The organism is Roseomonas mucosa ATCC BAA-692, assembly GCF_000622225.1.
In the GTDB taxonomy this organism is placed as follows: Bacteria; Pseudomonadota; Alphaproteobacteria; order Acetobacterales; family Acetobacteraceae; genus Roseomonas; species Roseomonas mucosa.
On record NZ_JHWD01000001.1, the window covers coordinates 164,067 to 187,713 of the forward strand.

General features: G+C 72.1%; 20 protein-coding genes. 13 read left to right on the plus strand and 7 right to left on the minus strand.

The annotated features are described in order from the left end of the window. Positions 1-244 precede the first annotated feature (244 nt). The 3 genes from BT98_RS0100765 (at position 245) to BT98_RS0100775 (ending at position 7,437) form a co-directional block, all read left to right on the plus strand. Entirely contained in the window at positions 245-4,993 is a 4,749-nt protein-coding gene (locus BT98_RS0100765) for an NAD-glutamate dehydrogenase (RefSeq protein ID WP_019460220.1), read from the plus strand. An 82-nt stretch (positions 4,994-5,075) separates the two neighbouring features. Beyond that, the gene (locus BT98_RS0100770) at positions 5,076-6,332 is read left to right on the plus strand and encodes an MFS transporter (RefSeq protein ID WP_019460221.1); all 1,257 of its coding nucleotides are present in this window, start codon (positions 5,076-5,078) and stop codon (positions 6,330-6,332) included. Between the two features lie 514 nt (positions 6,333-6,846). Continuing rightward, the gene (locus BT98_RS0100775; RefSeq protein ID WP_237719336.1) at positions 6,847-7,437 is read left to right on the plus strand and encodes a YjbF family lipoprotein; all 591 of its coding nucleotides are present in this window, start codon (positions 6,847-6,849) and stop codon (positions 7,435-7,437) included. On the opposite strand, the gene BT98_RS0100780 is transcribed toward BT98_RS0100775, so the two are convergent. The 7 genes from BT98_RS0100780 to BT98_RS0100810 all read right to left on the minus strand — a co-directional run bounded on the left by BT98_RS0100780 (position 7,418) and on the right by BT98_RS0100810 (position 12,853). Then, positions 7,418-8,476: a glycosyltransferase family 4 protein gene (locus BT98_RS0100780; RefSeq protein WP_019460223.1), complete on the minus strand. Its 1,059-nt coding sequence runs from the start codon at positions 8,474-8,476 to the stop codon at positions 7,418-7,420. The genes BT98_RS0100775 and BT98_RS0100780 overlap by 20 nt on opposite strands. Before the next feature lie 27 nt (positions 8,477-8,503). After that, positions 8,504-9,253, minus strand: coding sequence for an FkbM family methyltransferase (locus tag BT98_RS0100785; protein WP_019460224.1), 750 nt, complete (start codon positions 9,251-9,253; stop codon positions 8,504-8,506). Beyond that, positions 9,250-10,134, minus strand: a complete 885-nt coding sequence (locus tag BT98_RS0100790; protein WP_019460225.1) for a VOC family protein — start codon at positions 10,132-10,134, stop codon at positions 9,250-9,252. Before BT98_RS0100790 ends, BT98_RS0100785 begins: the two co-directional genes overlap by 4 nt. After that, positions 10,131-10,787 carry a glutathione S-transferase family protein gene (locus BT98_RS0100795; RefSeq protein WP_019460226.1) on the minus strand — a complete coding sequence of 219 codons (657 nt, stop codon included), beginning with the start codon at positions 10,785-10,787 and terminating at the stop codon, positions 10,131-10,133. The genes BT98_RS0100790 and BT98_RS0100795 overlap by 4 nt, the downstream gene beginning before the upstream one ends. Positions 10,788-10,800: 13 nt before the next feature. Then, positions 10,801-11,826 (minus strand): NAD(P)/FAD-dependent oxidoreductase, encoded by a 1,026-nt coding sequence (locus BT98_RS0100800; RefSeq protein ID WP_019460227.1) that lies wholly within the window; start codon positions 11,824-11,826, stop codon positions 10,801-10,803. A 258-nt stretch (positions 11,827-12,084) separates the two neighbouring features. Beyond that, a complete protein-coding gene (locus BT98_RS27065; RefSeq protein WP_019460228.1) occupies positions 12,085-12,246 on the minus strand; it encodes a hypothetical protein in 162 nt (53 codons plus the stop codon). 400 nt (positions 12,247-12,646) lie between these two features. Beyond that, a complete protein-coding gene (locus BT98_RS0100810; protein WP_019460229.1) occupies positions 12,647-12,853 on the minus strand; it encodes a cold-shock protein in 207 nt (68 codons plus the stop codon). 390 nt (positions 12,854-13,243) lie between these two features. Here BT98_RS0100810 and BT98_RS0100815 point away from each other — a divergent pair, with 390 nt between their 5' ends. The 10 genes from BT98_RS0100815 (at position 13,244) to BT98_RS0100860 (ending at position 23,645) form a co-directional block, all read left to right on the plus strand. Beyond that, entirely contained in the window at positions 13,244-13,687 is a 444-nt protein-coding gene (locus BT98_RS0100815; RefSeq protein ID WP_019460230.1) for a MarR family winged helix-turn-helix transcriptional regulator, read from the plus strand. 69 nt (positions 13,688-13,756) lie between these two features. After that, positions 13,757-14,182, plus strand: a complete 426-nt coding sequence (locus BT98_RS0100820; protein WP_019460231.1) for an organic hydroperoxide resistance protein — start codon at positions 13,757-13,759, stop codon at positions 14,180-14,182. Positions 14,183-14,317: 135 nt separating this feature from the next. Continuing rightward, entirely contained in the window at positions 14,318-14,791 is a 474-nt protein-coding gene (gene tsaE, locus BT98_RS0100825) for a tRNA (adenosine(37)-N6)-threonylcarbamoyltransferase complex ATPase subunit type 1 TsaE (protein ID WP_019460232.1), read from the plus strand. Further along, positions 14,788-15,849 (plus strand): aminoglycoside phosphotransferase family protein, encoded by a 1,062-nt coding sequence (locus BT98_RS0100830; protein ID WP_019460233.1) that lies wholly within the window; start codon positions 14,788-14,790, stop codon positions 15,847-15,849. The genes tsaE and BT98_RS0100830 overlap by 4 nt, the downstream gene beginning before the upstream one ends. Positions 15,850-15,862: 13 nt before the next feature. Then, positions 15,863-16,693, plus strand: coding sequence for a nucleotidyltransferase family protein (locus BT98_RS0100835; RefSeq protein ID WP_019460234.1), 831 nt, complete (start codon positions 15,863-15,865; stop codon positions 16,691-16,693). A gap of 114 nt (positions 16,694-16,807) precedes the next feature. Next, the gene (locus BT98_RS0100840; RefSeq protein ID WP_019460235.1) at positions 16,808-18,796 is read left to right on the plus strand and encodes a bifunctional 2',3'-cyclic-nucleotide 2'-phosphodiesterase/3'-nucleotidase; all 1,989 of its coding nucleotides are present in this window, start codon (positions 16,808-16,810) and stop codon (positions 18,794-18,796) included. Between the two features lie 134 nt (positions 18,797-18,930). Beyond that, a complete protein-coding gene (locus BT98_RS0100845; protein ID WP_019460236.1) occupies positions 18,931-19,935 on the plus strand; it encodes a BMP family lipoprotein in 1,005 nt (334 codons plus the stop codon). 95 nt (positions 19,936-20,030) lie between these two features. Continuing rightward, positions 20,031-21,566 carry an ABC transporter ATP-binding protein gene (locus tag BT98_RS22735; protein WP_019460237.1) on the plus strand — a complete coding sequence of 512 codons (1,536 nt, stop codon included), beginning with the start codon at positions 20,031-20,033 and terminating at the stop codon, positions 21,564-21,566. Beyond that, a complete protein-coding gene (locus BT98_RS22740; protein WP_019460238.1) occupies positions 21,563-22,666 on the plus strand; it encodes an ABC transporter permease in 1,104 nt (367 codons plus the stop codon). Before BT98_RS22735 ends, BT98_RS22740 begins: the two co-directional genes overlap by 4 nt. 13 nt (positions 22,667-22,679) lie before the next feature. After that, positions 22,680-23,645, plus strand: a complete 966-nt coding sequence (locus BT98_RS0100860) for an ABC transporter permease (protein ID WP_019460239.1) — start codon at positions 22,680-22,682, stop codon at positions 23,643-23,645. Positions 23,646-23,647: the final 2 nt, after the last annotated feature.

Consider the following 23,647-nt stretch of genomic DNA (forward strand, 5'->3'; position numbering starts at 1 on the left):
GGGCCGTCACCCTGTGCGGCGCGCATCGCCGGCATCTGTGGCGCGGTTGCATCGGAAGGGCGTCCTGCTACCGGTGGACCGGGGCCAGCGGAGCGGTGGGGAACGGTGCGCGGAAGCGTCACGGGCGCGTGCCTTGCGTCCCCAGGACAGGGCGCCGATACCAACGGGGACGCCAGGAACCGCCCTGTGCAACCGGACCGCAGCAAGCAGGCCGGAGGCAGGGCAGAGCACAAGGACAAGGACCATGCCGCAGGACGCCAGCCCCGCCGGACGTGGAGTGGAACAGGAAGCCGGCCGGCAGACAGGGGCCGGGACGGGGCCGGACCGGCTGCGGGAGGAGATCCTCGGCGCCGCCGGGGAGGCGGCGCGGCGGCTGGCGCCGGCCCTGCCGGAAGACCTGCCGGTGCTGCTGCGCCATCTCTTCGAGGCCCTGCCGACCGCCGAGCTGGCGGCCGAATCGCCCGAGGCGCTGGCCGCGGCGGCGATCTCGCTCTGGTCCCTGGCCTCCGAGCGGCGGCCCGCCGAGGCGAAGCTGCGGCTGCAGCCGCCGGGGCCGGGGCGCGGCGGCGCGCTGCTGGAGATCGTGACGGACGACATGCCCTTTCTGGTGGACAGCGCCATGGCGGCGCTGACCCTGTCGGGGCGCACGGTGCGGCGGCTGCTGCACCCGGTGATGACGGTGCGGCGCGATGCCGGGGGGCGGCTGCTGGGCTTCGGCCCGCAGGAGCCGGCCGAGAGCATGATGCGCATCGAGATCTCGCCCGCCCCGGCGCGGCTGCTGGGCGAGGATGCCGCCCCGCCGGAGGACTGGCCCGGGGTGGAGGCCACGCTGCGGCGGACGCTGGCCGACCTGCGCCAGGCCGTGTCCGACTATCCCGCCATGCGGGCGCAGCTCCGCCTCGCGGCGCAGGACGTGGCCGGGGCGCCCTCGGGGGCGGAGGCCAGCGACTTCCTGCGCTGGCTCGACGAGGACAACTTCGTGCTGCTCGGCCATCGCCGGCTGCGGCTGGAGGCCCCGGACGGGGCCGTGTCGGGCGGAACGACGCCCGCCGGGACGCGGGAGGATGAGGGGCTGGGGCTGCTGCGCGACCCGGCCCTGCCGGTCTTCGACGCCCTGCCCCCCCTGCCGGAAGGCGAGGCGGCACGGGCCGCGATCCCCGCCCTGACCGTGGCCAAGGCCGGGACGCGGGCGCGGGTCCACCGGCCGGTGCATCTCGACCTGATCCTGACGCCGGTGGTGCTGGAGGGGCGGGTCGTGGCCGTCCACGGCTTCCTGGGCCTCTTCGCGGCCACGGCCTACAACCGCAACCCGCGTTCCATCCCCTGGCTCTCCTCCAAGGTGCAGCGGATCCTCGATGCCGCCGGGGCCATGCCGGAAAGCCATGACGAGCGGGCGCTGCGCTTCATCCTCGATACCTGGCCGCGCGACGAGCTGTTCCAGGCCGGCGAGGCGGAGATCCTGGCGGCGGCGCGGCGGGTGCTGGACCTGCAGCTGCGGCCGCGCCCGGCACTGATGCTGCGGCGCGATCCCTCCGGGCGCTCGGTGGCCGCCATCGCCTGGCTGCCGCGCGACACCTTCGACACGCGGCTGCGCGAGCGGGTGGGGCGGCTGCTGGCCGCCGCCTTCGACGGGCGGCTCGCCTCGGTCAGCGTGGCGCTGGGCGACGGGCCGCTGGCGCGGGTCCACTACATCATCGCGACCACAGCCGGTGCCGTCCCCCAGGTGGACGACGCGGTGCTGGAGGCGGCCATGACACAGGCCGCGCGCTCCTTCGCCGACCGGCTGGGCGATGCCCTGGCGCGCGACCGGGGAGAGGACGAGGCGGCGCGGCTGCTCGCCCGCTGGGCCGAGGGCTTCCCGCCCGCCTATCGCGAGGAGACGCCGGCGGCGCTGGCGGTGGCCGACCTGCGGCTGGCGGAGGAGGCGATCGGCCAGGGGCGGCTGGCGGCGCGGATCGAGCGCGCGCCGGGCGATGACGGGCGGCGGCTGACGCTGCGGCTGGTGCGGCCGGGCGGGCCGCTGCCGCTGGCCGATGCGCTGCCGCTCTTCGAGGCGCTGGACCTGCGCGCGCTGGAGGAGGTGCCGCACCGGCTGAGCCCGGCGGGCGCCTCGCCGGCGGTGCTGCATGTCTTCACGCTGGAGGCCGGCTGCGAGGCGCGTCCGGAGCGTTTCCCGGCACTGCTGGCGGCGCTGGAGGCGCTGCTGACCGGCCGGGCCGAGGCGGACGGCTTCAACCGGCTGGTGCTGCGCGCCGGGCTGGACTGGCGGGAATGCTGGCTGCTGCGGGCGATGTTCCGCTGGCTGAAGCAGGTGGGCTTCGCCTTCAGCCAGGAGGCGGTGACCGGCGCGCTGGCGGCGCAGCCGGAGGCGGCGCGGCTGCTGGTGGACCTGTTCAACGCCCGCTTCGATCCCGCGCGGCCGCGCGACGAGGCGGCCGAGGCGGCGCTCGCGCGGCGCTGGGACGCGCTGCTGGAGGCGAATGCGGACCCGGACGCGGACCGCATCTTCACCCGGCTGCGGCGCCTGCTGGATGCGGTGCTGCGCACCAACTACTTCCAGGAACGCGACCGCCTGGTGCTGAAGATCGACAGCGCCGCGGCGGGCGAGATGCCGCTGCCGCGGCCCTGGCGCGAGATCTTCGTGCATGCCGCGGCGATGGAGGGCTGCCACCTGCGCGCCGGCCCCGTGGCGCGCGGCGGCATCCGCTGGAGCGACCGGCGCGAGGATTTCCGCACCGAGATCCTGGGCCTGATGAAGGCGCAGCGGCTGAAGAACGTGGTGATCGTGCCGACCGGCGCGAAGGGCGGCTTCGTGCTCAAGGGCGCGGTGCCCACCGACCGCGAGGGCTTCATGGCGGCGGGGCAGGCGGCCTATCGCCAGCTCGTGCGCGGCATGCTCGACGTCACCGACAACTACGGCGCCGATGGCGCGGTGGTGGTACCGGACCGGGTGGTGCGGCGGGACGGCGACGATCCCTATATCGTCGCCGCCGCCGACAAGGGCACGGCCACCTTCTCCGACATCGCCAACGGCATCTCGGCGGAATACGGCTTCTGGCTCGGCGATGCCTTCGCCTCGGGCGGCTCGCAGGGATACGACCACAAGGCGATGGGCATCACCGCCAAGGGCGCCTGGGTGATGATCGCCCGGCATTTCCGCGAGATGGGGCACGACATCCAGGCCGAGCCCTTCACCGTGGCCGGCGTCGGCGACATGAGCGGCGACGTCTTCGGCAACGGGCTGCTGGTGTCGCGCAAAACGCGTCTGGTGGCGGCCTTCGACCACCGCCACATCTTCCTCGACCCTGACCCCGACCTGGAGGCGTCCTACGACGAGCGCGAGCGGCTGTTCCGCCTGCCGCGTTCCTCCTGGGCGGATTACGAGGCGCGGCGGATCAGCGAGGGCGGCGGCGTCTTCCCGCGCAACGCCAAGTTCCTGCCGCTGAGCCCGCAGGCGCAGAAGCTGCTGGGCATCGCGAAGGACCGTGCCGAGCCGGCCGAGGTGATGAAGGCGATCCTGACGCTGGACGTGGACCTGCTCTATTTCGGCGGCATCGGCACCTATGTGAAAGGCTCCGGCGAGACCCAGGCGGAGGCGGGCGACCGCGCCAACGACGCGCTGCGCGTCAACGGCAACCAGCTGCGCGCCCGCGTGCTGGGGGAGGGCGCCAATCTCGGCATCACCCAGGCAGGGCGGATCGAGGCGGCGCGCGCCCATGGGGATAGACCCGGCGTGCGGCTGAACACCGACGCGCTGGACAATTCCGCCGGCGTCAGCACCTCCGACCACGAGGTGAACATCAAGATCCTGCTGGCCGATGCCACCGCCTCCGGCGCGCTGACCATGCAGGGGCGCGACGCGCTGCTGGCGGAGATGACCGGCGAGCTGGCAGGGCAGGTGCTGGCCGACAATGTCGAGCAGTCGCTCGCCGTCAGCCTGGAGGAAGCGGCGGGTGCCGATGCGCTGCCGGCGCATGCGCTGCTGATGACACGGCTGGAATCCGCCGGGCTGCTGGACCGCGCCGTGGCGGGCCTGCCGGATGCGGCGGCGATGGCGGCGCGGATCGCCGCCGGGGATGCGCTGACGCGGCCGGAGATCGCGGCGTTGCTGCCGGTGGCCAAGCTCTGGCTGACGGATGCCATCGAGGCCAGCGAGCTGCCGGACGACCCGGCGCTGCGGCCGCTGCTGGTGGAATATTTCCCGACGCCGCTGCGCCGGCGCTTCTCCGCCGAGGCGCAGCGGCACCGGCTGCGGCGCGAGCTGATCGCGACGGTGCTGGGCAACCTGGTCGCCAACCGGATCGGCCCGGCGGGGCTGGCGCGGCTGACGGCGGAATCCGACCCGGCCACCGCGGCGCGGGCGGCCTGGCTGGCGGGCGCGCTGTTCCGCATCGACGCGGCGGCGGATGCCATCGACCGTTCCGCCGCCCCCTGGCCGCGGCGGCGCGACGCGCTGCTGGCGCTGCGAACCCTGCAGGAGACGGCGGCGCGCGGGCTGCTCACCGGCCGCGAGATGCGCCGGCCGCTGGACGAGGCGCTGGACGGGCTGCTGCCCGGCACGGCGGCGCTGGTGGCGGCGGTGCCGGCGGGGGAGGTGGACCCGCTGCTGCCGCCCGAGCCCGCGCGGCTGGTGGCGGCCGCCCCGGCGCTGCTGCCGGCACTCGGCGTGCTGCGATTGGCGGCCGCCGCCGGGGCCGCGCCGGGCGAGGCCGCCCGGGCGTGGGCCGAGGCGGGGCGGCGCATGGGGCTGGACGCGCTGCGCGGCGCCGCCCAGTCGGCCCCGGCGGGCGGGGCCTTCGGCGCCCGGGCGCGGGCGGCGCTGCTGGACGAGCTGGACGGGTTGCAGGCCCGCTTCGCCCGCGTGCTGCTGGAAGGGCGCGACCCGGCGGCGGGCGCGGAGGCGGCACTGACCACGGCGCGCGAGGCGGCCTCGGTGCCGGACCTCGCCGCCGTGACGGTGGCACTGCGGGTGCTGGCGCGGCTGCCGGGGTGAGGCGGGACGGGGAGGGGCGGCGCCTGTCCCTCCTCCGTCCCCGGGTGATGCCCGCGAGGGGCGGGCGGAGAGGGGAAGTGGATTGAACCGACGAGCTTTCGCCTGGGCGCTCTACGACTGGGCGAACAGCGCCTTTCCCACCATGGTCTCCACCTTCGTCATCGCCGCCTATTTCACCCAGGCCGTGGCGCCCGGTCCGGCGCAGGGACAGGCGATGTGGGGCTGGATGCAGAGCTCGGCGGCGGTGGCGATCGCGCTGCTCTCGCCCGTGCTGGGCGCCGTGGCGGATGCCGGGGGGCGGCGGCGCCTGCTGCTGGGCCTCTGCACGCTGCTGGCGGCGCTGCTGACGGCGCTGGTCTGGTTCGCCCGGCCCGACCCGTCCTGGACGCTGTGGCTGCTCGCCTGCGTCGGGGGCGCGACCGTGGCCTTCGAGGTCGGCACCGTCTTCTACAACGCCATGCTGCCGCAGGTGGCGCCGCCGGAGCGGATCGGGCGGGTCTCGGGGCTGGCCTGGGGGTTGGGCTATGCCGGCGGGCTGGCCTGCCTCGCCCTGGCGCTGGTGCTGCTGATCCGGCCCGACCCGCCGCTCTTCGGGCTGGACAAGGCGAGCGCCGAGCCGGTGCGGGCGGCGGCGCTGCTGACGGCGGCCTGGATGCTCGGCTTCGGTTGGCCGGTGCTGTTGGCCGTGCCGGACCCCAGGGGGCCACGCCCGGGCTGGGCCGCGGCGGCGCGCGGCGGGCTGGAGGAACTGGTCTCCGTGCTGCGCCGCCTGCCGCAGCGGCGGGACCTGTGGCGCTTCCTGCTGGCCAACATGCTCTACACCGATGGGCTGAACACGCTCTTCGCCTTCGGTGCCATCTTCGCCGCCGGGGTGCACGGCATGGCGATCCAGGAGATCCTGCTGTTCGGCATCGCCCTCAACGTCACGGCCGGGATCGGTGCGGCGGCGGGCGGGCTGGTGGACGACCGGCTGGGTTCGAAGCGGACGGTGCTGCTCTCGCTGGCCGCGCTGCTGCTGCTGAGCGCGGCGCTGGTCGTGGTGCCGTCCAAGCCGGCCTTCTGGGTTCTGGCACTGCTGCTGGGCCTGTTCTTCGGCCCCGCCCAGGCGTCCTCGCGCACGCTGCTGGCCCGGCTGGCGCCGCCCGGGGAGATGGCGGCGCATTTCGGCCTCTTCGCCCTGTCGGGCCGCATCACCGGCTTCCTCGGCCCCGCCGTGCTGGCGGCGGTGACCACGCTGACCGGCAGCCAGCGGCTCGGCATGGCGACCATCGGCGTGTTCCTGGGGCTGGGGGCGCTGATGCTGCTGAGCGTGCGGGCACCACGTCGCGCCAGGGGGTGAGGACGGCGCTTTTCCCGGTGGTTCCGGCTTCGGACGTTGCGCTTCGTGGCCGGTCGCCGGGGGAGAGGCGCTGCCTCTCCACCCGGAACCCCCTCTCCGCCGGGGACCGGAGCCGGTTCCCGGACCCCGCCGGGCTTTCGTGGGTTCTGCGTGGTGGCCGTCAGTCTGCGGGTTGATCCCTGGGAACAGGTAGAAAGGCGGGATTCCCGAAAAAAAGAAAGACACCTTGTCCGCTCTCATGGCACCGGCAGTCCGCCGGAGAGCCTGGCTCTCCGGCGCGATCCGGCATCAGCGAGCGCCAACGAACCGGGTCCAGGGCCCGCAGGGTCCTGGCGGATAGGGGGTCCGGGGGAAAGGCAGCGCCTTTCACCCGGGACAGCGCAACGCCGGACACAAGACGTGACCGGCGTTCCGGAGGATCTCCACGCGGCCGGAATAACAACCTATGGTCACAATCATGCGATTCCTCCTCGCGCTTCCGCTCCTGCTGCTCGCCGCCTGTGGCGACACTGTGATGGCTGACCTCATGCGTCCTGTCCTCGGCGGTCCGGCGGCGGACGATCCGGCCGGGGAGGCGATGCCGCGCAGCCGCCTGCCCGCCCCGGCGGGGGACGGCTTGCCGGCCGAGCCGGCGCTGTCGGTGCGGCAGGGCTCGCGCCGGGTGGTGGCGGTGATGATCGAGGAGAATGGCGAACGGCGGCTGTGGCGCAGCCCGGACGGGCTGGTGGTCGCGACGGACGGGGCACGGGTGACGGCGACGGCAGGAACCCGGACCTATCTGGCCGCCACGCGGCTGGACGGGCCGGACCCGCTGGACGATCCGACGGCGCTGGCGGAACGCCCGGCCACGCTGCGCCGCTGGGTGGACCTGATGCGCCCCGACCGCTCGCCAGACCACATGCGCTTCGGCCTGGGCCTGGAATGCCGGCTGCGGGCGGCGCGGAGCGGGGAGGCGCTGTTGGTGGAGGAACGCTGCGGCGGCGGCGCGTCCTTCACCAACCGCTACTGGGCGGTGCCGGAAACCGGGGCGATCTGGCGTTCCGAGCAATGGGTCGGGGAGGAGCGCCCGATGGTGATCGAGGTCCTCACGCCGCCCGCCAGCTGAGCCCTGCCCGCCGCACCCGCCGCGCCACCAGGAACAGCCAGCCGAGCTGCACCAGCAGGGCCGGCAGCAGGACCAGCGGCTTGGCCCAGGGCGCGAGATACAGGAAGAGCAGCGCGAGCAGGCCCTGGAAGACGGCGAAGCCCCAATGGGCGGCGGCGATCCGGGCAGTCGGCATGCCGGCGCGCTGGGCCATCTGGTACAGGTGGGTGCGGTGCGCCTGGGCCACGCGCTCGCCCATCGCCATGCGGCGCAGCAGGGTGAAGCCGCTGTCGAAGAGCAGGGCGAAGAGCAGCAGCGGCACGATCAGGAAGGAGACCTGGGTGTATTCGAAGCGGGCGGCGGCCACGGCCAGCACCGCCATCATGAAGCCCAGGAACTGCGAGCCGACATCGCCCATGAAGATGCGCGCCGGGGTGAGGTTGAAGGGCAGGAAGCCCAGCAGTCCGGCGGCGAGGAAGAGCGCCGCGGCATAGACGAACCAGCCGCCCAGCAGCGCCGCGATGCCGCAGAGGGCGATGGAGGCGACCAGGAGGGAGCCGCCGACGAGGCCGTCCAGCCCGTCCATGAAGTTCACCGCGTTGGTGCAGGCAAGGATCCAGAACAGGGTCAGCACCGGGCCGAGGGGCCCCAGCTCCACCAGCCCGATCTGCGGCAGGGCCAGGCGCTGCACCACCAGGCCGCAGGCCATGGCCACCATGGCAGCCCCCGCCTGGGCAGCGAGCTTGAGGGAGAAGCGGAAGTTCACCACGTCGTCGGCCAGGGAAACGGCGGCAATGGCCACCGCCGCCAGGATCACGCCGACGAACTGGGGATCGGCGATGCGGGCGTATTGCGCACCCGAATAGAGCACGACCATCCCCGCCACGAAGGCCGCCACCACGCCGACGCCGCCGCCGCGGGGTGTCGGCACCACATGGGCGGAGCGGGCATTGGGCCGGTCGAGGATGGGGAAGGCGATCATTCCCCGGACCAGCACGGCCGAGAGGAGGGCGAGCATCGCGGCGAAGCCGAGGTGCTGGAGGAAGGCTTGGAACTGCATCAGGGCCGGTGGGTCAGAGGAGTCGGGTCAAGGGAGGAGGCGCCCGGGTTCCAGGCTCGCGTAGATGTCGCCGCTGTTGGCCGTCTGTGGCAGGGCATCGAGCCAGCCGGCCATCTCCGCCGCGCCGCGTGGCCGGGGGAAGAGGAAGCGGGTTTCCTCCCCGAGACAGGCATTGAAGCGGTAGGGGCCGAGGGCCGCCAGCCGTTGGAGGCAGCGGCGCGCGACGTCGCGCTGGATGGTGGTGAACTCGAAGCTCAGGCCGCGCAGGGGCCGGCTCAGCCCGGCCAGGGCCTCGGCTTCGTAGCCCTCGACATCCAGCTTGGCGAAATGCGGCAGGCCGTGCCGGGCGATCAGCGCATCGAGCGTGGTGACCGGGCGGCGGAGCGTGCCGTCCCAGCGCTGTCCCTCCCAGCCCTCGGCATCGCGGGCGGCGGCGACAAAATCGGCGGAAGCGGTGGCCACGGTGGGGTTGGCGCTGTTCAGGTGCAACTCGGCCTCGCCCTCTGCCGCGCCGACCAGGGCGGCCAGCACGGCGACGCCGGGATCGGCACGGAAGAGCAGGCGCAGCAGCCGGGCGAGGCGCGGCTGCGGCTCCACGGCCAGGGCGCGGGCGCCGAGGCGGCGGAAGCTCGCCGTGCGGTCGCCGACATGGGCGCCGAGGTCGAAGCCCAGCTCGCCGGGGCCGAGGAAGCGGCGCAGATGCGCGTCCAGCGCCGCCGCCCGGCCCGGGGCGTAGTAGGTCCGCAGCGAGCGGCCGATCGCCGCGGCCTGTGTCATCCGTGGCGGTCCGCGGCGCGGAAGGCAACGGCGACGCCGCCGGCCGCTTCGGGCGGGACGGTGAGGCCGAGCGGGGTTTCCGTGGCGATGCCGGCGAGGATGCGCCGGGCGGCGGCGTTGCCGTCGCCGGTCAGCACGGTGATGGCGGCGTGGAAGGGCAGGGAGGGCGGTTCCACACCGGGGAGCAGGGTCTCCAGCGCCGCCACCGGCAGGATGCGGACGCGCGTCTCGGCAAGGGGAAGGACGTAGCCGCCCGCCGGGTCGGGTTCCAGCGGCAGGCCGGCGAGGCGGGACAGGCACGCGGCGCTTTCGGCGGGCTTCTCGGCCACCAGGATGCTTTCGGCCAGGGCCACGGCCTCGTTGGGGTGGTCGAGCCAGCGTGCCTGCCACAGAAGCTCCGGCGTCAGGTGCTCGATGAGTTGGACACGGCCTTCCGGCGCATCCGGCAGCGGCACGCGGGCGAAGCGGGCGCGGGGCCCCTCGGGATCGTCCACCGGGCGTTCCAGCATCGCCACGTCGCGGATGTCGAGCCCGGCGCGGCGCAGGCGCGGCAGGTTGGCGGCGGCATCCCCGGTGCCGAGCGCCAGGATGTGCATCCCCACGTAGCGGTCGAGGAAACGCCCCAGCCCGTTATCCGGCAGGGCGGGGTCGAGGATCGCCAGCAGTTCCAGGTAGCCCCGGCGCAGCATGGCGCAGCGGTTGCCGGTGGCCAGCGGCTCCGCCGGACCGCCGGGCATGCGGGGGGCGGATTGCCGGGCGATGGGGGTCAGGGCGAAGCCCAGCCGCTCCCACTGGGCCCAGAGGGCGGGGCCGTCGCGGGTGCAGACGCCGATATGGTCGAGGTCCGAGGCGGTGCCGGCACCGCCGGTGCTGCCGTTCAACCCAGGTTCTCGTATTTCGGCAGCAGCCATTCCTTCGGCTCGGCAGCGGCCTCGGCATACCAGCGCTCCATCAGCGGGTGGCGGCGCACGGCCTCCAGATAGGCGAGGGAGCGGGGGGAGAGTTCCGGCCTGTAGGTCAGGAAGCGGGCGACCACCGGGGCGTACATCGCATCCGCCGCACCGAATTCGGGGCCGAACAGGAACGGGCCGCTCTGGTCGATGAGGCATTCCGCCCAGACCGCCTCGATCCGGGCGATGTCGGCCAGGCTCTCCGGATTGCGGCCGAGGCCGGCATAGTCACGGCCCAGGTTCATCGGCATGGCGATGCGCATGGCGCGGAAGCCGGCATGCATCTCCGCCGCCACGGAGCGGGCCTGGGCGCGCGCCACGCGGTCGGCGGGCCAGAGGGCGGGGCTCTGCTCGGCGCAGTATTCCAGGATGGCGAGGCTTTCCCAGATGCGGGCGCCGCGATGCTCCAGATAGGGCACGAGCCCGGCCGGGGTGGCCTCGTGGATGGCCGCCGTCCCGCCGCCGCCGGCGAGGGGGATCACCACCTCCTCCACCTTCAGCCCGGCGAGATGCACGCCGAGCCAGCCGCGCAGGCTCCAGGAGGAGTAGCGCTTGGTGCCGATGACGAGGCGGCCTTCGGACATAGGACTGGCTCCCTTATTCCGCCGGAACGGCGGCGACACCCTTGCTGGTGGAGTACTCGAAATGCAGCGCCTCGCCAGGGAAGACGCGGCCATGCGCGGCATGGGCGGCGACGGCGGCCTCGGCGAAGCCCTGCAGGATCAGCTTGAGCTTGCCAGGGTAGGTGGCAATGTCGCCGATCGCGTGGACGCCGGGGATGCTGGTTTCCATCGTCGCCGGGTCCACCGCGACATGGGTCTTCTCCAGCCCCAGTCCCCATTCGGCGATGGGGCCGAGCTCCATGGCGAGGCCGAAGAAGGCCAACAGGTGATCGGCCTCCACGTCGCACTCCTCCCCCTTCAGGGTCGCGAGGGTGACATGGGTGAGCGTCCGCCCGTCGCCCTTCAGCCCGTGCAGCTGGTAGGGGATGGCCATCTCGATCTCGCCCCGCGCGGCGGCTTCCTCCATCTGGGAGACGCTTTCCGGCGCGGCGCGGAACTTGGGGCGGCGGTGGACGAAGGTGACCTTGGCCGCCACCTGCTTCAGCGACAGGGCCCAGTCCACGGCGGAATCGCCGCCGCCGGCGATCACCACGCGCTTGCCGCGGAAATCCTCGCGCCGGGCGACGAAGTAGCGGACGGCGCCGCCAGCCTCATAGCCCTCCAGCCCGGCCAAAGGCGGGCGGTTGGGGCCGAAGGCGCCGGCCCCGGCGGCCAGGATCACTGCCCTAGCCACCACCGTGTCGCCGGCGCTGGTGCCGAGGACGAGGTGCTCGCCCTCCCGCACCAGGCTCTCGACCCGACGGCCGAGGAGATAGGTGGGGGTGAAGGGGCGCGCCTGTTCCTCCAGCCGGTCGATCAGCTCGCCGGCCGGGATGCGGGGAAAGGCGGGAATGTCGAAGATCGGCTTCTCGGGGTAGAGCGCCGTGCACTGGCCGCCGATGGCATCCAGCGTGTCGATCACCGTACAGCGCATCTTCAGCATGCCGCACTCGAACACGGCGAACAGGCCGGCGGGCCCTGCCCCGATGACGGCGACGTCGGTCTCGATGCGCGCGGCCATCCCTGTCTCCCCAATTCCCATTGATACGGGCCAGTCCGGGGCTGGGTGATACAGGCAAGCGCGCCGCGGTCAAAGCCGCCTGCCGGCGACGGGCGGAAATTAGCGCCTGCGCGGGAGGGATGGACGGGGCGTTGTGCGGGGAATGGGAAAGGCCGGGCTGGGCGCGAGGCCCGCCGGGTGGCCCGGATCGCGAAAAACCCGGTTAAGGGAAGATCCGGTGGGGGAAGATCCGGGGCGAGAGGGGAAACCCGCTGAGGGTCAGCCCATGATCTCGCGCACGATGCGGCGAATTTCCTCGCTGCTCAGGCCGGAAGCCTCCGGGCGCGCCGGCAGGGAAGGGGTGGAAGCCAGGGCCGCCGGGAAGGGCAGGCTGGCGGTGACGGCCAGATGGCCGGAATGATTATGAGAAGGCGTATTCATGGTATTCCTTTGGCCGCGGCCTCCGGGATCGGAGCCGTTCGGTGCTGATTTCGAAGATTAACGTGGAGAATGGCCCGAAGTCGGTGACTTCATGATGAAGATCGTCATCCGTCATCGCGGGCGAAGCCAGCAAGAAAGGGGGAGACGATCAATCAGGCGGCCTTCGCCTGGAAGAATGTCACTGGAACGATGTTGGCGTTAGGGACCGGGTTGGCGTGGTGGCCGCGTGACGGCTGTCACATGCGGCGGCCGGAAAGCCTCGGTCACGGCTGGTTGCCGCTCCAGTGTTGCGGAGGGAGGCCGTAGCCCCCTCTGCCGTCGCCGCCACCATCCCCGCGGCCGGCATGGCCGGCGGATGCGGGGAGTGGCCGCCGGGACCTTGCGGTCCCGTCACGCCCGTTCAGGCGCGCTTCAGGTTGCCGGCCGAGACCTTGCCCTGATTGCCGCGCTGCATCTCGAACTCGAGCTTGTCGCCCTCGTTCAGGTTGCCGATTCCAGAGCGCTCAACGTCGGAGATGTGGACGAACACATCCTTGGAGCCATCATCCGGCTGGATGAAGCCATAGCCCTTAGTTGCGTTGAACCACTTAACAGTGCCGGTTGCCATGGTGTTTTCCGATCCTTGGCAGAAATCCCCGCCGCGCAGACATGCACGGCGGACCAAGCCTTTGGAAAGGATGCAGACACCAGGCTCGGCGCTCCGTCACGAGCTCGGAGAGCAGGCCGAACCAAACACTTGATGGGCCATAGAGTGGGGAAGTGCATCCCTGAAAACAAGAGGAGATTGCGAAGATAGCAGCGGCATGGGGTGATCCGGAGAACGATTCGATGCACAATCAAGAGGTTAAGTACCTATTATCACGAATTCGTGACTTCTGGTGTGGCTTGGCAGAGATGGGAGCAGGTCACGGATGGTAGAGCTCGCATTTCATTGAGAAAGATTTCATTGCACACAACTATATATTGCTCCAAATGAATCCTTCGATGGAGGTGCGGCATGTCGGGCGGAACGCAGGACATTCCCCTGCTGGATGACCAGCTCTGCTTTGCCCTCTATTCGGCAATGAATGCGCTCGGCCGCGCCTATGCCCCGTTGCTGGAGCCGCTCGGGCTCACCTACCCGCAGTACCTGGCCATGCTGGTGCTCTGGGAAAAGGACGGCCTGTCGGTGAAGGAACTGGGGCGGCGGCTGTTCCTGGACTCCGGCACCCTCACGCCGCTGCTGAAGCGGCTGGAGGTGGCCGGGCTGGTGGGGCGGATGCGCGATCCGTCGGACGAGCGCATGGTCCGCATCCGTCTGACCGAGGCAGGCCGGTCCCTGCGGGAGAAGGCGCGGGAGATCCCCTACCGCCTGGCCTGCGCGATCGACCGTTCCCCTGCCGAGATCGGCGGGCTGCGCGACGACCTGGTTCGCCTGCGCGATGCCTTGCGGGCGGCCTGACCATTTTCCCGCACACGGTTCCATGACCGCCGGCCCCGCGAAGGGCGTTGCGGCGACGAGGAGAAGAGAATGAGCGTCGACGTCAAGTACCGCACCACCGCCTCCGCCACCGGGGGCCGCGACGGCCGCGCCGCCACCGAGGACGGCTCGCTGGACGTGAAGCTGAGCACGCCCAAGGAACTGGGCGGCGCCGGCGGTGAGGGCAACAACCCCGAGCAGCTTTTCGCCGCGGGCTATTCCGCCTGTTTCCTGGGCGCCATGAAGGCGGTCAGCGGCAAGGTGGGCGTGCGCGTGCCCAACGATGCGAAGGTCACCGCCACGGTCGGCATCGGCCCGCGTTCCGAGGGCGGCTTCGGCATCACCGCCGACCTGAAGATCTCCCTGCCGGGCGTCGAGCACGCCAAGGCCGAGGAGCTGGTGCAGGCCGCGCACCAGATCTGCCCCTATTCCAACGCCACGCGCAACAACGTGGATGTCGGGTTGACGGTGGTCTGAAGACCCGGCGCGGGGGAGGGGTGGTGCATCGCGGCACCGCTTCCCCGCCATCGGCGCGCGGCCGGTGTCATCCCGGCACAATCCTGGTTGGGGCCGCTTGTCCCTGCGCGATGCGCCGGGGCATGGTGCGCCCGTATGGCGCCTGCTTCATCCCTCGACATCCTGCTGCCTGACCTCGCCGCCACCGAGGCACTCGCGGCGCGGCTGGCCCGGCTGGCCCGGCCCGGCGACGCCATCCTGCTGGACGGTCCCCTGGGGGCGGGGAAATCCGCCCTGGCGCGGGCCTTCCTGCGGGCGGCGGCCTGCGATCCCGGGCTGGAAGTGCCTTCGCCCACCTTCACCCTGGTGCAGGGCTACGAGTTGCCGGACGCTGCATCCTTCCGCATGGCCCATCACTTCGACCTCTACCGTCTCGGCGGGGCGGATGAGGTGGCGGAGCTGGGCTGGGAAGAGGCGCGCGACGGGGTGGTGCTGGTGGAATGGCCGGATCGGCTGGAGGATCTGGCGCCGGAGGATGCGCTGCGCATCCGCCTGACGCCGCTGGAGGGCGAGGCGCGGCGGGCCACGCTGCGGGGCTGGCCCGGACGAATCGAAAGACTTTCCCCATGACCATGGATGCCCTGAACGCCGCCGCCCCGGATACCGATGTCCCGGCTGCCGCTGCCCCGGTCGGCCCGGCCCCCGGCTTCCCGGCCATCGACGCCTTCCTGGCCGCGAGCGGATTCGCCGGCGCGGCGCGCGAACCCCTGCCGGGCGATGCCGGGCGGCGGCGCTATATCCGCCTGCGCGGCGGGCCCGCGCCGGTCTTGCTGATGGACTGCTCCGCCGAGCCGGAGGTGGACCTGCATCCCTTCCTGCGGATGCAGGTGCCTCTGGCCGGGGCCGGGCTTTCCGTGCCACGCATCCTGGCGCGCGACGAGGCCGCCGGGCTGCTGCTGGTGGAGGACCTGGGCGAGCGCACCCATGCCGACCTGCTGGATGCCGGCGCCGCCCCGGCGCCGCTCTATGCCGCGGCAGGCGAGGCGCTGGCCGCGCTGCATGCGGTGCCGCCGCCGCCGGGCCTGCCGGCCTGGGACGGCGCGGCGATGGCCCGGGCGGCGGCGGGCACCTTCCTGGACTGGTGGTGGCCCGCGGCGCTGGGCGAGGCGCCCTCCGAGGCGCAGCGCGAGGGGTTCCGGCGCGCCGTTTGCGACACGATCGATCCTTTCGCCGGCACGCGCGGCATCGTGCACCGCGACTATTTTCCGGCGAACCTGACCACGGTGCCGGGGCGGGAGGGCGTGCGCGCCGTGGGCATCCTGGATTTCCAGGACGCGGCGCTGGGCCACCCGGCCTATGACCTGCTGAGCCTGGTGGAGGACGCCCGGCGCGACGTGGCGCCGGAGGCCCGCGTGGCCGCCATCGCCGCCTATCGCCAAGTGCGGGACGTGCCGGACCTGGAGGCTGCCATGGCCGCCCATGGCGCGGTGCGGCACCTGCGCGTCGCCGCGCTCTGGGTACGGCTGGCGCGCCGCGACGGCAAGCCGCGCTACCTCGCCCATGGGCCGCGTTGCTGGCGGCTGCTGGCGGCGTCGCTGGCGCAACCGGCGGCCCGGCCGCTCGCTTCCTTCCTGGATGCGCATGTGCCATTGGCGAAGCGGATGAACCCGCCCCCGAGGGGCTCGTGAAGGGATTGGCCGCGTGAGCGAACCGAACGACGCCTCCGCAACCCGTCCGGCCGCCCCGGCCCCCCAGAAGGCAGCCCCGCAGGAGCCCCCCCTGCCAAACCTCACCCTGCCGGCGCCGGGTGTCAGCCCGCGCACCGGGATGGTGCTGGCCGCCGGGCTTGGCACGCGGATGCGGCCGCTGACGGAGACCACGCCGAAGCCGCTGCTGCGGCTGCAGGGGGAAAGCCTGCTGGACCATATCCTCGACCAGCTGGACGCGGCCGGGATCGGGCGCGTGGTGGTGAACGCGCACCATCTGGCGCCGCAGGTCGAGGCCGCCTGCGCCACCCGGAACAGGCCCGCCTGCGAGGTGATCGTGGAGCCGGAGCTGCTGGAGACCGGCGGCGGCATCCGCAATGCCCTGCCGAAGCTGGGGCCCGATCCCTTCGTGGCGGTGAACGGGGATTCCTACTGGCTGAACGGGCCGGTGCCGGCGCTGCGGCGGCTCTTCGCGGCCTTCGATCCGGAGGCCATGGACGTGCTGCTGCTGGTCGCGCGCGCCGCCACGGTGGAGGGCGATGTCGGGCGCGGCGATTTCGCGCTGGACCCGCTGGGGCGCATCCGACGGCCGAAGGAGCGGGAGGTGGTGCCCTATACCTATGCCGGGGTGCAGGTGCTGCACCCCCGCCTCTTCGATGGCGCGCCGGAAGGGGCCTGGTCCATGAACCGCCTCTACGACAAGGCGATCGCGGCGGGGCGCGCCTTCGCCCTGGTGCATGACGGGGTGTGGTTCCATCTCTCCACCCCCGAAGACCTGGAACAGGCCGAACATCGCCTCCAACGCGGGCTGGTACGCTTCTTCTGAGGGCACGTGTCCGCTGGCCGGGTGGTGGCCCGGCCAATGTGAGCGGGGACGGGGATTGATCGCCGCGCGGTGGCAGGGGAAGACTAGCGCCGCCGCACGGACCCCAAGGTGCCCATGAGCCTTCCTCCCTTCTCCCGCCGTTCCCTGCTGCTGGCGGGAGCCGCCACGGTGGCCGCCCCGGCGGCGATCGCTCCCGGGGCCCTGGCCCAGACCAGTGCTGGCACCACCGGCACGGTGACGGAGCCGACGCGGATCAGGCTGCGCCTGCTGGAAACCACCGACCTGCATGTGAACGTCTATCCCTATGACTACTACCGGGACCGGACGGACGACACGGTGGGCCTGGCCAAGACGGCGACGCTGATCGCGGCGGCCCGGGCCGAGGCGAGGAACAGCCTGCTCTTCGACAATGGCGACGTGATCCAGGGCAGCCCGATGGGCGACTACATGGCCTATAGCCACGGGCTGAAGCCGGGGCAGGTGCATCCGATCATCGCCGCGATGAACAGGCTGGACTATCTCTGCGGCACGCTGGGCAACCACGAGTTCAACTACGGGCTGGACTATCTGGGCACCTCGCTGGCGGGGCAGAACTTTCCCAGCGTCTGCGCCAACGTGTTCAAGGCCGATGGTTCGCCGCTGGTCGCCCCCACCCGCGTCTTCGAGCGCGAGATGGTGGACGAGAAGGGGGGGCGGCGCCTGCTGCGGATCGGCGTGATCGGCTTCGTGCCGCCGCAGATCACGCAATGGGACAAGGCCAACCTCGACGGCAAGGCGACCACGCTCGACATCGTGGACGCGGCGGTGCGCTACGTGCCGGAGCTGCGGCGGCAATGCGACCTGCTGGTGGCGCTGTGCCATTCCGGCATCGCCGGCGGCGACCACCAGAAGGGCGACGAGAACGCGGCGCTGCACCTGGCGAAGGTGCCGGGCATCGACGCGATCCTCACCGGGCACCAGCACCTCGTCTTCCCCGGCAAGGACTTCGCCAACATCGACGGCGTGGATGCCGCGCGCGGCACGCTGCACGGCGTGCCGGCGGTGATGGCGGGCTTCTGGGGCAGCCATCTGGGCGTGATCGACCTGGAGCTCGAAGGGCGGAACGGCGTCTGGAAGGTGGCGGACTTCAAGGTCGAGGCGCGGCCGATCTACGAGCGCAAGCCGGACCGCAGCATCGTGGCCCTGACCACGGCGGCGCCTGTGGTGCTGGAGGCGGCGAAGGCGGAGCACGAGGCGACGCTCGCCTATGTGCGCCAGCCGGTGGGCGAGACCAAGGCGCCGATCAACAGCTACTGGGCGCTGGTGGCCGACGATCCCTCGGTGCAGATCGTGAGCAACGCGCAGACCTGGTACATCCGCGGTATCGCCGCCGGGTCGGGGCTGGACAAGCTGCCGCTGCTCTCCGCCGCGGCGCCCTTCAAGGCGGGCGGGCGCTCGGGGCCGGACTACTACACCGACGTGAAGCCGGGGCCGCTCGCCATCAAGGACATGGCGGATATCTACCTCTATCCGAACACCGTGCGCGTGGTGAAGGTCACCGGCGCGCAGGTGCGGGAATGGCTGGAGCGTTCGGCGGGCATCTTCAACCGGATCGACCCGTCCTCGACGGCCGAGCAGGAGCTGATCAACGCGAAGTTCCCATCCTACAACTTCGATGTGATCGACGGCGTGACCTATCGCATCGATGTGACGCAGGAATCACGCTACGACAACGACGGGAAGCTGGTGGCGCCCGGCGCGCACCGCATCCGGGACCTGCGCTTCGACGGCCAGCCGGTGGACGAGACGGCCGAGTTCCTGGTCGCCACCAACAACTATCGCGCCGGGGGCGGCGGAAACTTCCCCGGGGCGGACGGCAAGACCATCGTGCTCGACGCGCCGGACCTGAACCGCGACGTGATCGTGCGCTATATCGTCGAGCAGAAGAGCGTGGACCCGAAGGCCGACGGAAACTGGTCCATCGTGCCGCTGCCGGCGAATGCCGTGGTCTCCTACGTCACCTCCCCGGCGGCGGCCAAGGTCGCGCTGCCGGCGGGGCTGAAGGCGGAGCCGCTGGGCGATGCACCGGGCGGCTTCGCGAAGTTCCGGGTCTCCTTCGGCTGAGCGCCCTTTCGCCTGGACGCGGCGGCCCGGACGCGGTGCCCGCCGCCACCGCGGGGACGGGGGGCGCCCGGCCCTCGCGCCCCGGCCATGTCCTGTTTCCCATGAACCCGCCCGAACGAGCGAGGACCCTGCCCATGCGACGCCTGCTGCTGAGCGCGCTCTGCGCCCTTCCCGTGATGGCCGCGCTTCCCGTGCTGGCGCTGGCCGAGGAGATCAAGCCCGCCATCGTCTTCGACATGGGCGGCAAGTTCGACAAGTCGTTCAATGAATCCGTCCATAACGGCGCCCAGGCCTTCACCAAGGAGACGGGCATCGAGGTGCGGGAGTTCGAGCCGCAGAACGACACGCAGCGGGAGCAGGCGCTGCGCAACCTGGCGCGCCGCGGCCAGACGCCGATCGTGGCGGTGGGCTTCAACCAGGCGAGCGCGCTCAAGACCGTCTCGGCCGAGTTCCCGAAGCTGCATTTCGTGATCCTCGACACGGTGGTCGAGGCGCCGAACGTGCAGTCGATCGTCTTCCGCGAGGAGCAGGGTTCCTACCTCGCCGGCATGCTGGCGGCGCTGCGCTCGGGCACCGGCAAGGTCGGCTTCGTCGGCGGCATGGACGTGCCGCTGATCCGGAAGTTCGCCTGCGGCTATGGGCAGGGCGCCCGGGCGGCGAACCCGAAGGCCGAGGTGTTCCAGAACATGACCGGCTCCACGCCCACCGCCTGGAACGACCCGGTGCGCGGCGCGGAACTCACGCGCTCGCAGATCGAGCGCGGCGCGGACGTAATCTTCCAGGCCGCCGGCGCCACCGGCCTCGGCGTGCTGCAGGCCGCCGCGGATGCGGGCAAGTACGGCATCGGCGTGGATTCCAACCAGAACCACCTGCATCCGGGCCATGTGCTGACCAGCATGGTCAAGCGCCTCGACGTCGCGGTGCAGAAGGCCTTTCAGGAGGCGCGTGAGGGCCGCTTCAAGCCCGGCACGCGCGTGCTGGGGCTGGAGGATGACGGCATCTCGCTCGCCTTCGACGACAACAACGCGAAGATCGTCACCGCCGAGATGCGCGCGAAGGTGGACCAGGCGCGGCAGGACATCGTGGCCGGCAAGATCAAGGTCCATGACTACATGACCGACAATTCGTGCCCGAACTGAGCGGGGACCGCCCCGGGACGATGGCCGGGGCCGCGCCCGGGAGAGTCTCCGGGGGAATTTCCAGGAGAATTCCTGGGGCGCCCGCCATCGAGCTGGTGGCGATCAGCAAGCGCTTTGGCGCGGTGCAGGCGAACCGGGCGGTGGACCTCACTGTCCACCGCGGCGAGATCCACGGCATCATCGGCGAGAACGGGGCCGGGAAATCGACGCTGATGTCGATCCTGAACGGCTTCTACACCGCCGATTCCGGCCACATCCTGGTCGGCGGGCGGGAGGTGCGGATCGCCACCAGCGCCGATGCCATCGCCCTCGGCATCGAGATGGTGCACCAGCACTTCATGCTGGTGGAGAGCTTCACCGTGCTGGAGAACGTCATGCTCGGCGCCGAGGGCGGCGCCCTGCTGGCGAAGGGTCGGGCCAGGGCGCGGGCGGAGCTGGGGCGGCTCGCCACGGAATACGGGCTCTCGGTCGATCCGGACGCGCTGGTCGGCGATCTGCCGGTGGGGGCGCAGCAGCGGGTGGAGATCCTCAAGGCGCTGTACCGTGGCGCCGAGGTGCTGATCCTCGACGAGCCGACCGGCGTGCTGACGCCGCAGGAGGCGGACGACCTGTTCCGCGTGCTCCGTGCGCTGCGGAGCCAGGGCAAGACGGTGCTGCTGATCACCCACAAGCTGCGCGAGATCATGGCGGTCACCGACCGCGTCTCGGTGATGCGGGCTGGGGAGATGGTGGCGCACCGGACCACGGCAGAGACCTCGGTGGAGGAGCTGGGCGAGCTGATGATCGGGCGCCGGCTGCGGCGCGACCGTTCCAAGCCGCCGGCGCGGCCGGGGCCGCTGCTGCTGGAGGTCGAGGGGCTGGGCCTGCGCGATGCCGCCGGGGTGGAGCGCCTCGCCGATGTCAGCTTCGCCCTGCGTGGCGGCGAGATCCTCGGCGTCGCGGGGGTGGCGGGCAACGGGCAGAGCGAGCTGCTGGAGGTGCTGGCCGGGATGCGTGTGCCGGGCTCGGGGCGCATTCGGCTGCGGGGAAAGGACATCTTTCCCGGCGCGATGCCCGGCCCGGCGGAGATGCGCCGCCGCCGCGTGGCGCATGTGCCGGAGGACCGGCTGAAGACCGGGCTGGTGCGCAGCTTTCCGGCGATGGATTCCGCGATCCTGGGCTATGAGCACGATCCCGCCTGGCGCCGCGCCGGGCTGCTGGACCCGGCGCGGATCGAGGCCCATGCGGAGCGGCTGATGCGCGAGCACGACGTGCGGCCGGTGGCGCCGCGGCTGCGTTCCGCGCTCTTTTCCGGCGGCAACCAGCAGAAGCTGATCATGGGGCGCGAGATCGGGCGCGACCCGGAGCTGATCCTGGTCGGGCAGCCGACGCGCGGGGTGGATATCGGCGGCATCGACGCGATCCACGCGCGGCTGCTGGCGGCGCGGGCGGCGGGCAAGGCGGTGCTGCTGGTCTCGGTGGAGCTGGACGAGGTCCTGCGCCTGTCGGACCGCATCCTGGTGATGTGCGGCGGGCGGGTGATGGGCGAGCTGCCGGCGGCGGAAGCCGACGAGGCGGTGCTCGGCCTGATGATGGCGGGCGCCGCGCGCGGGGACGGCGCGCGGGGCATGGGGACCGGAGGAACGGCATGAGCGGAGGCACGGCGGCGGAACTGCCGCGCTGGGCGGATCTGGTGCTGCTGCCGCTGGTGAACCTGTTCCTGGCGCTGCTGGTGACGGCGGGGGTAATCCTGGCGGTGGGGCAGCCACCGCTGGAGGCACTGCGGGCGCTGGTGCTGGGCAGCCTCGGCTCCTTCGACGCGCTGGGCTACACGCTCTACTACACGACCGACATGGTCTTCGCCGGGCTGGCGGTGGCGCTGGCCTTCCAGTGCGGGCTGTTCAACATCGGGGGCGAGGGGCAGGCCTATATCGCCGGGCTGGGCGTGTCGCTGGCGGCGCTGAACCTGGAATTCCTGCCCACGCCGCTGCTGGTCCCCGTGGCGATCCTGGCGGGCACGGCCTTCGGGGGCGCCTGGGGCGCGGTGCCGGGCTGGCTGCAGGCCTATCGCGGCAGCCACATCGTTATCACCACCATCATGTTCAACTTCCTGGCCGCCTCGCTGATGGTCTACCTGATCGTGGACGTGCTGATCGCGCCTGGTTCCATGGCGCCGGAAACGCGCGAGTTCACCCAGGCGGCCTGGCTTCCCAAGCTGGGCTTCCTCGGCTTCTCGCCCGACGTGCCGGTGAACCTCGCCCTGCCGCTGGCGGCGCTCTGCGCGCTGGCGGTCTGGCTGCTGGTCTGGCGCACCCCCTGGGGCTACGGCGTGCGGGTCTCGGGCGTCAGCCCCGCCGTGGCCGCCTATGCGGGCATCGATGCCCGGCGGCAGATCGTGCTGGTCATGGCGCTGTCCGGCGCGCTGGCCTCGGGCGTCGCGGTGAACGAGCTGCTGGGGGCGCAGCACAAGCTGCTGATCGGCTTCACCGGCGGCTACGGCTTCACCGGCATCGCGGTGGCGCTGATGGGGCGCAACCATCCCTTCGGCGTGGTGCTGGCGGCGCTGCTCTTCGGCGCGCTGACCCAGGGCGGGGCGGAGCTGGCCTTCGAGATGCCGGAGGTGCCGGCGCAGATGGTGATCATGATCCAGGGCCTCGTGATCCTCTTCACCGGGGCGCTGGGCAACCTGTTCCGCCCGGCCCTGGCGCGTCTGCTGGCGCCGCGCGCGGCCCTTCCGGCGGAGCGCGCCTGATGGGGGAGCTCTGATGGAGGAACTGGTCCTCTCCATGCTGGCGGCGACGCTGCGCACCGCGGCGCCGCTGATCCTGGCCGCGCTGGCGGGGCTGTTCACCGAACGCTCGGGCATCGTGGATGTCGGGCTGGAGGGCAAGATGCTGGTCGGCGCCTTCGCCGCCGCCGCCACGGCGGCGGTGACGGGGGACGTGCTGCTGGGCCTGCTGGTGGCCATGGCGGCCTCGCTGGCGCTGGGGCTGGTGCATGGCTGGGCCTGCATCACCCTGCGCGGCAACCAGGTGGTCTCCGGCATGGCGATCAACATCCTGGCCTCGGGGCTGACGGCGGTGCTGGCGCTGGCATGGTTCCGGCAGGGCGGGCAGACGCCGCCGCTGCCGGCCTCGGGACGCTTCCTGGGCATCGCCCTGCCGGGGGCGGCGGCGCTGGCGGATGTGCCGGTGCTGGGGCGATTCTATGCCGTGGTGGTCAGCGGGCAGACCCTGCCGACCTATCTCGCCCTGCTGCTGGTGCCGCTTTCCGCCTGGGTGCTGGGGCGAACGCGCTTCGGGCTGCGGCTGCGCGCGGCGGGGGAGAACCCGGCGGCGGTGGACACGGCGGGGATCTCGGTGTCCGGGCTGCGCTATGCCGGGGTGGTCATCGCGGCGCTGCTCTGCGGCATCGCCGGGGCGACGATCGCCACCGCGCAGGGGGCGGGCTTCGTGCGCGACATGGTGGCGGGGCGGGGCTTCATCGCGCTCGCGGCGCTGATCCTGGGCAAGTGGCGGCCGTGGCCGATCCTGCTCACCTGCCTGGGCTTCGGTCTGCTGGATGCGGTGGCGATCCGCCTCCAGGGCGTGCCGGTGCCGCTGATCGGCAGTTTCCCGGTGCAGGCGGTGCAGGCGCTTCCCTATCTGCTGACGGTGATCCTGCTGGCCGGCTTCGTCGGGCGTTCCGTGCCCCCGAAGGCGAGCGGGACGCCCTATGTGAAGGAACGCTGAGC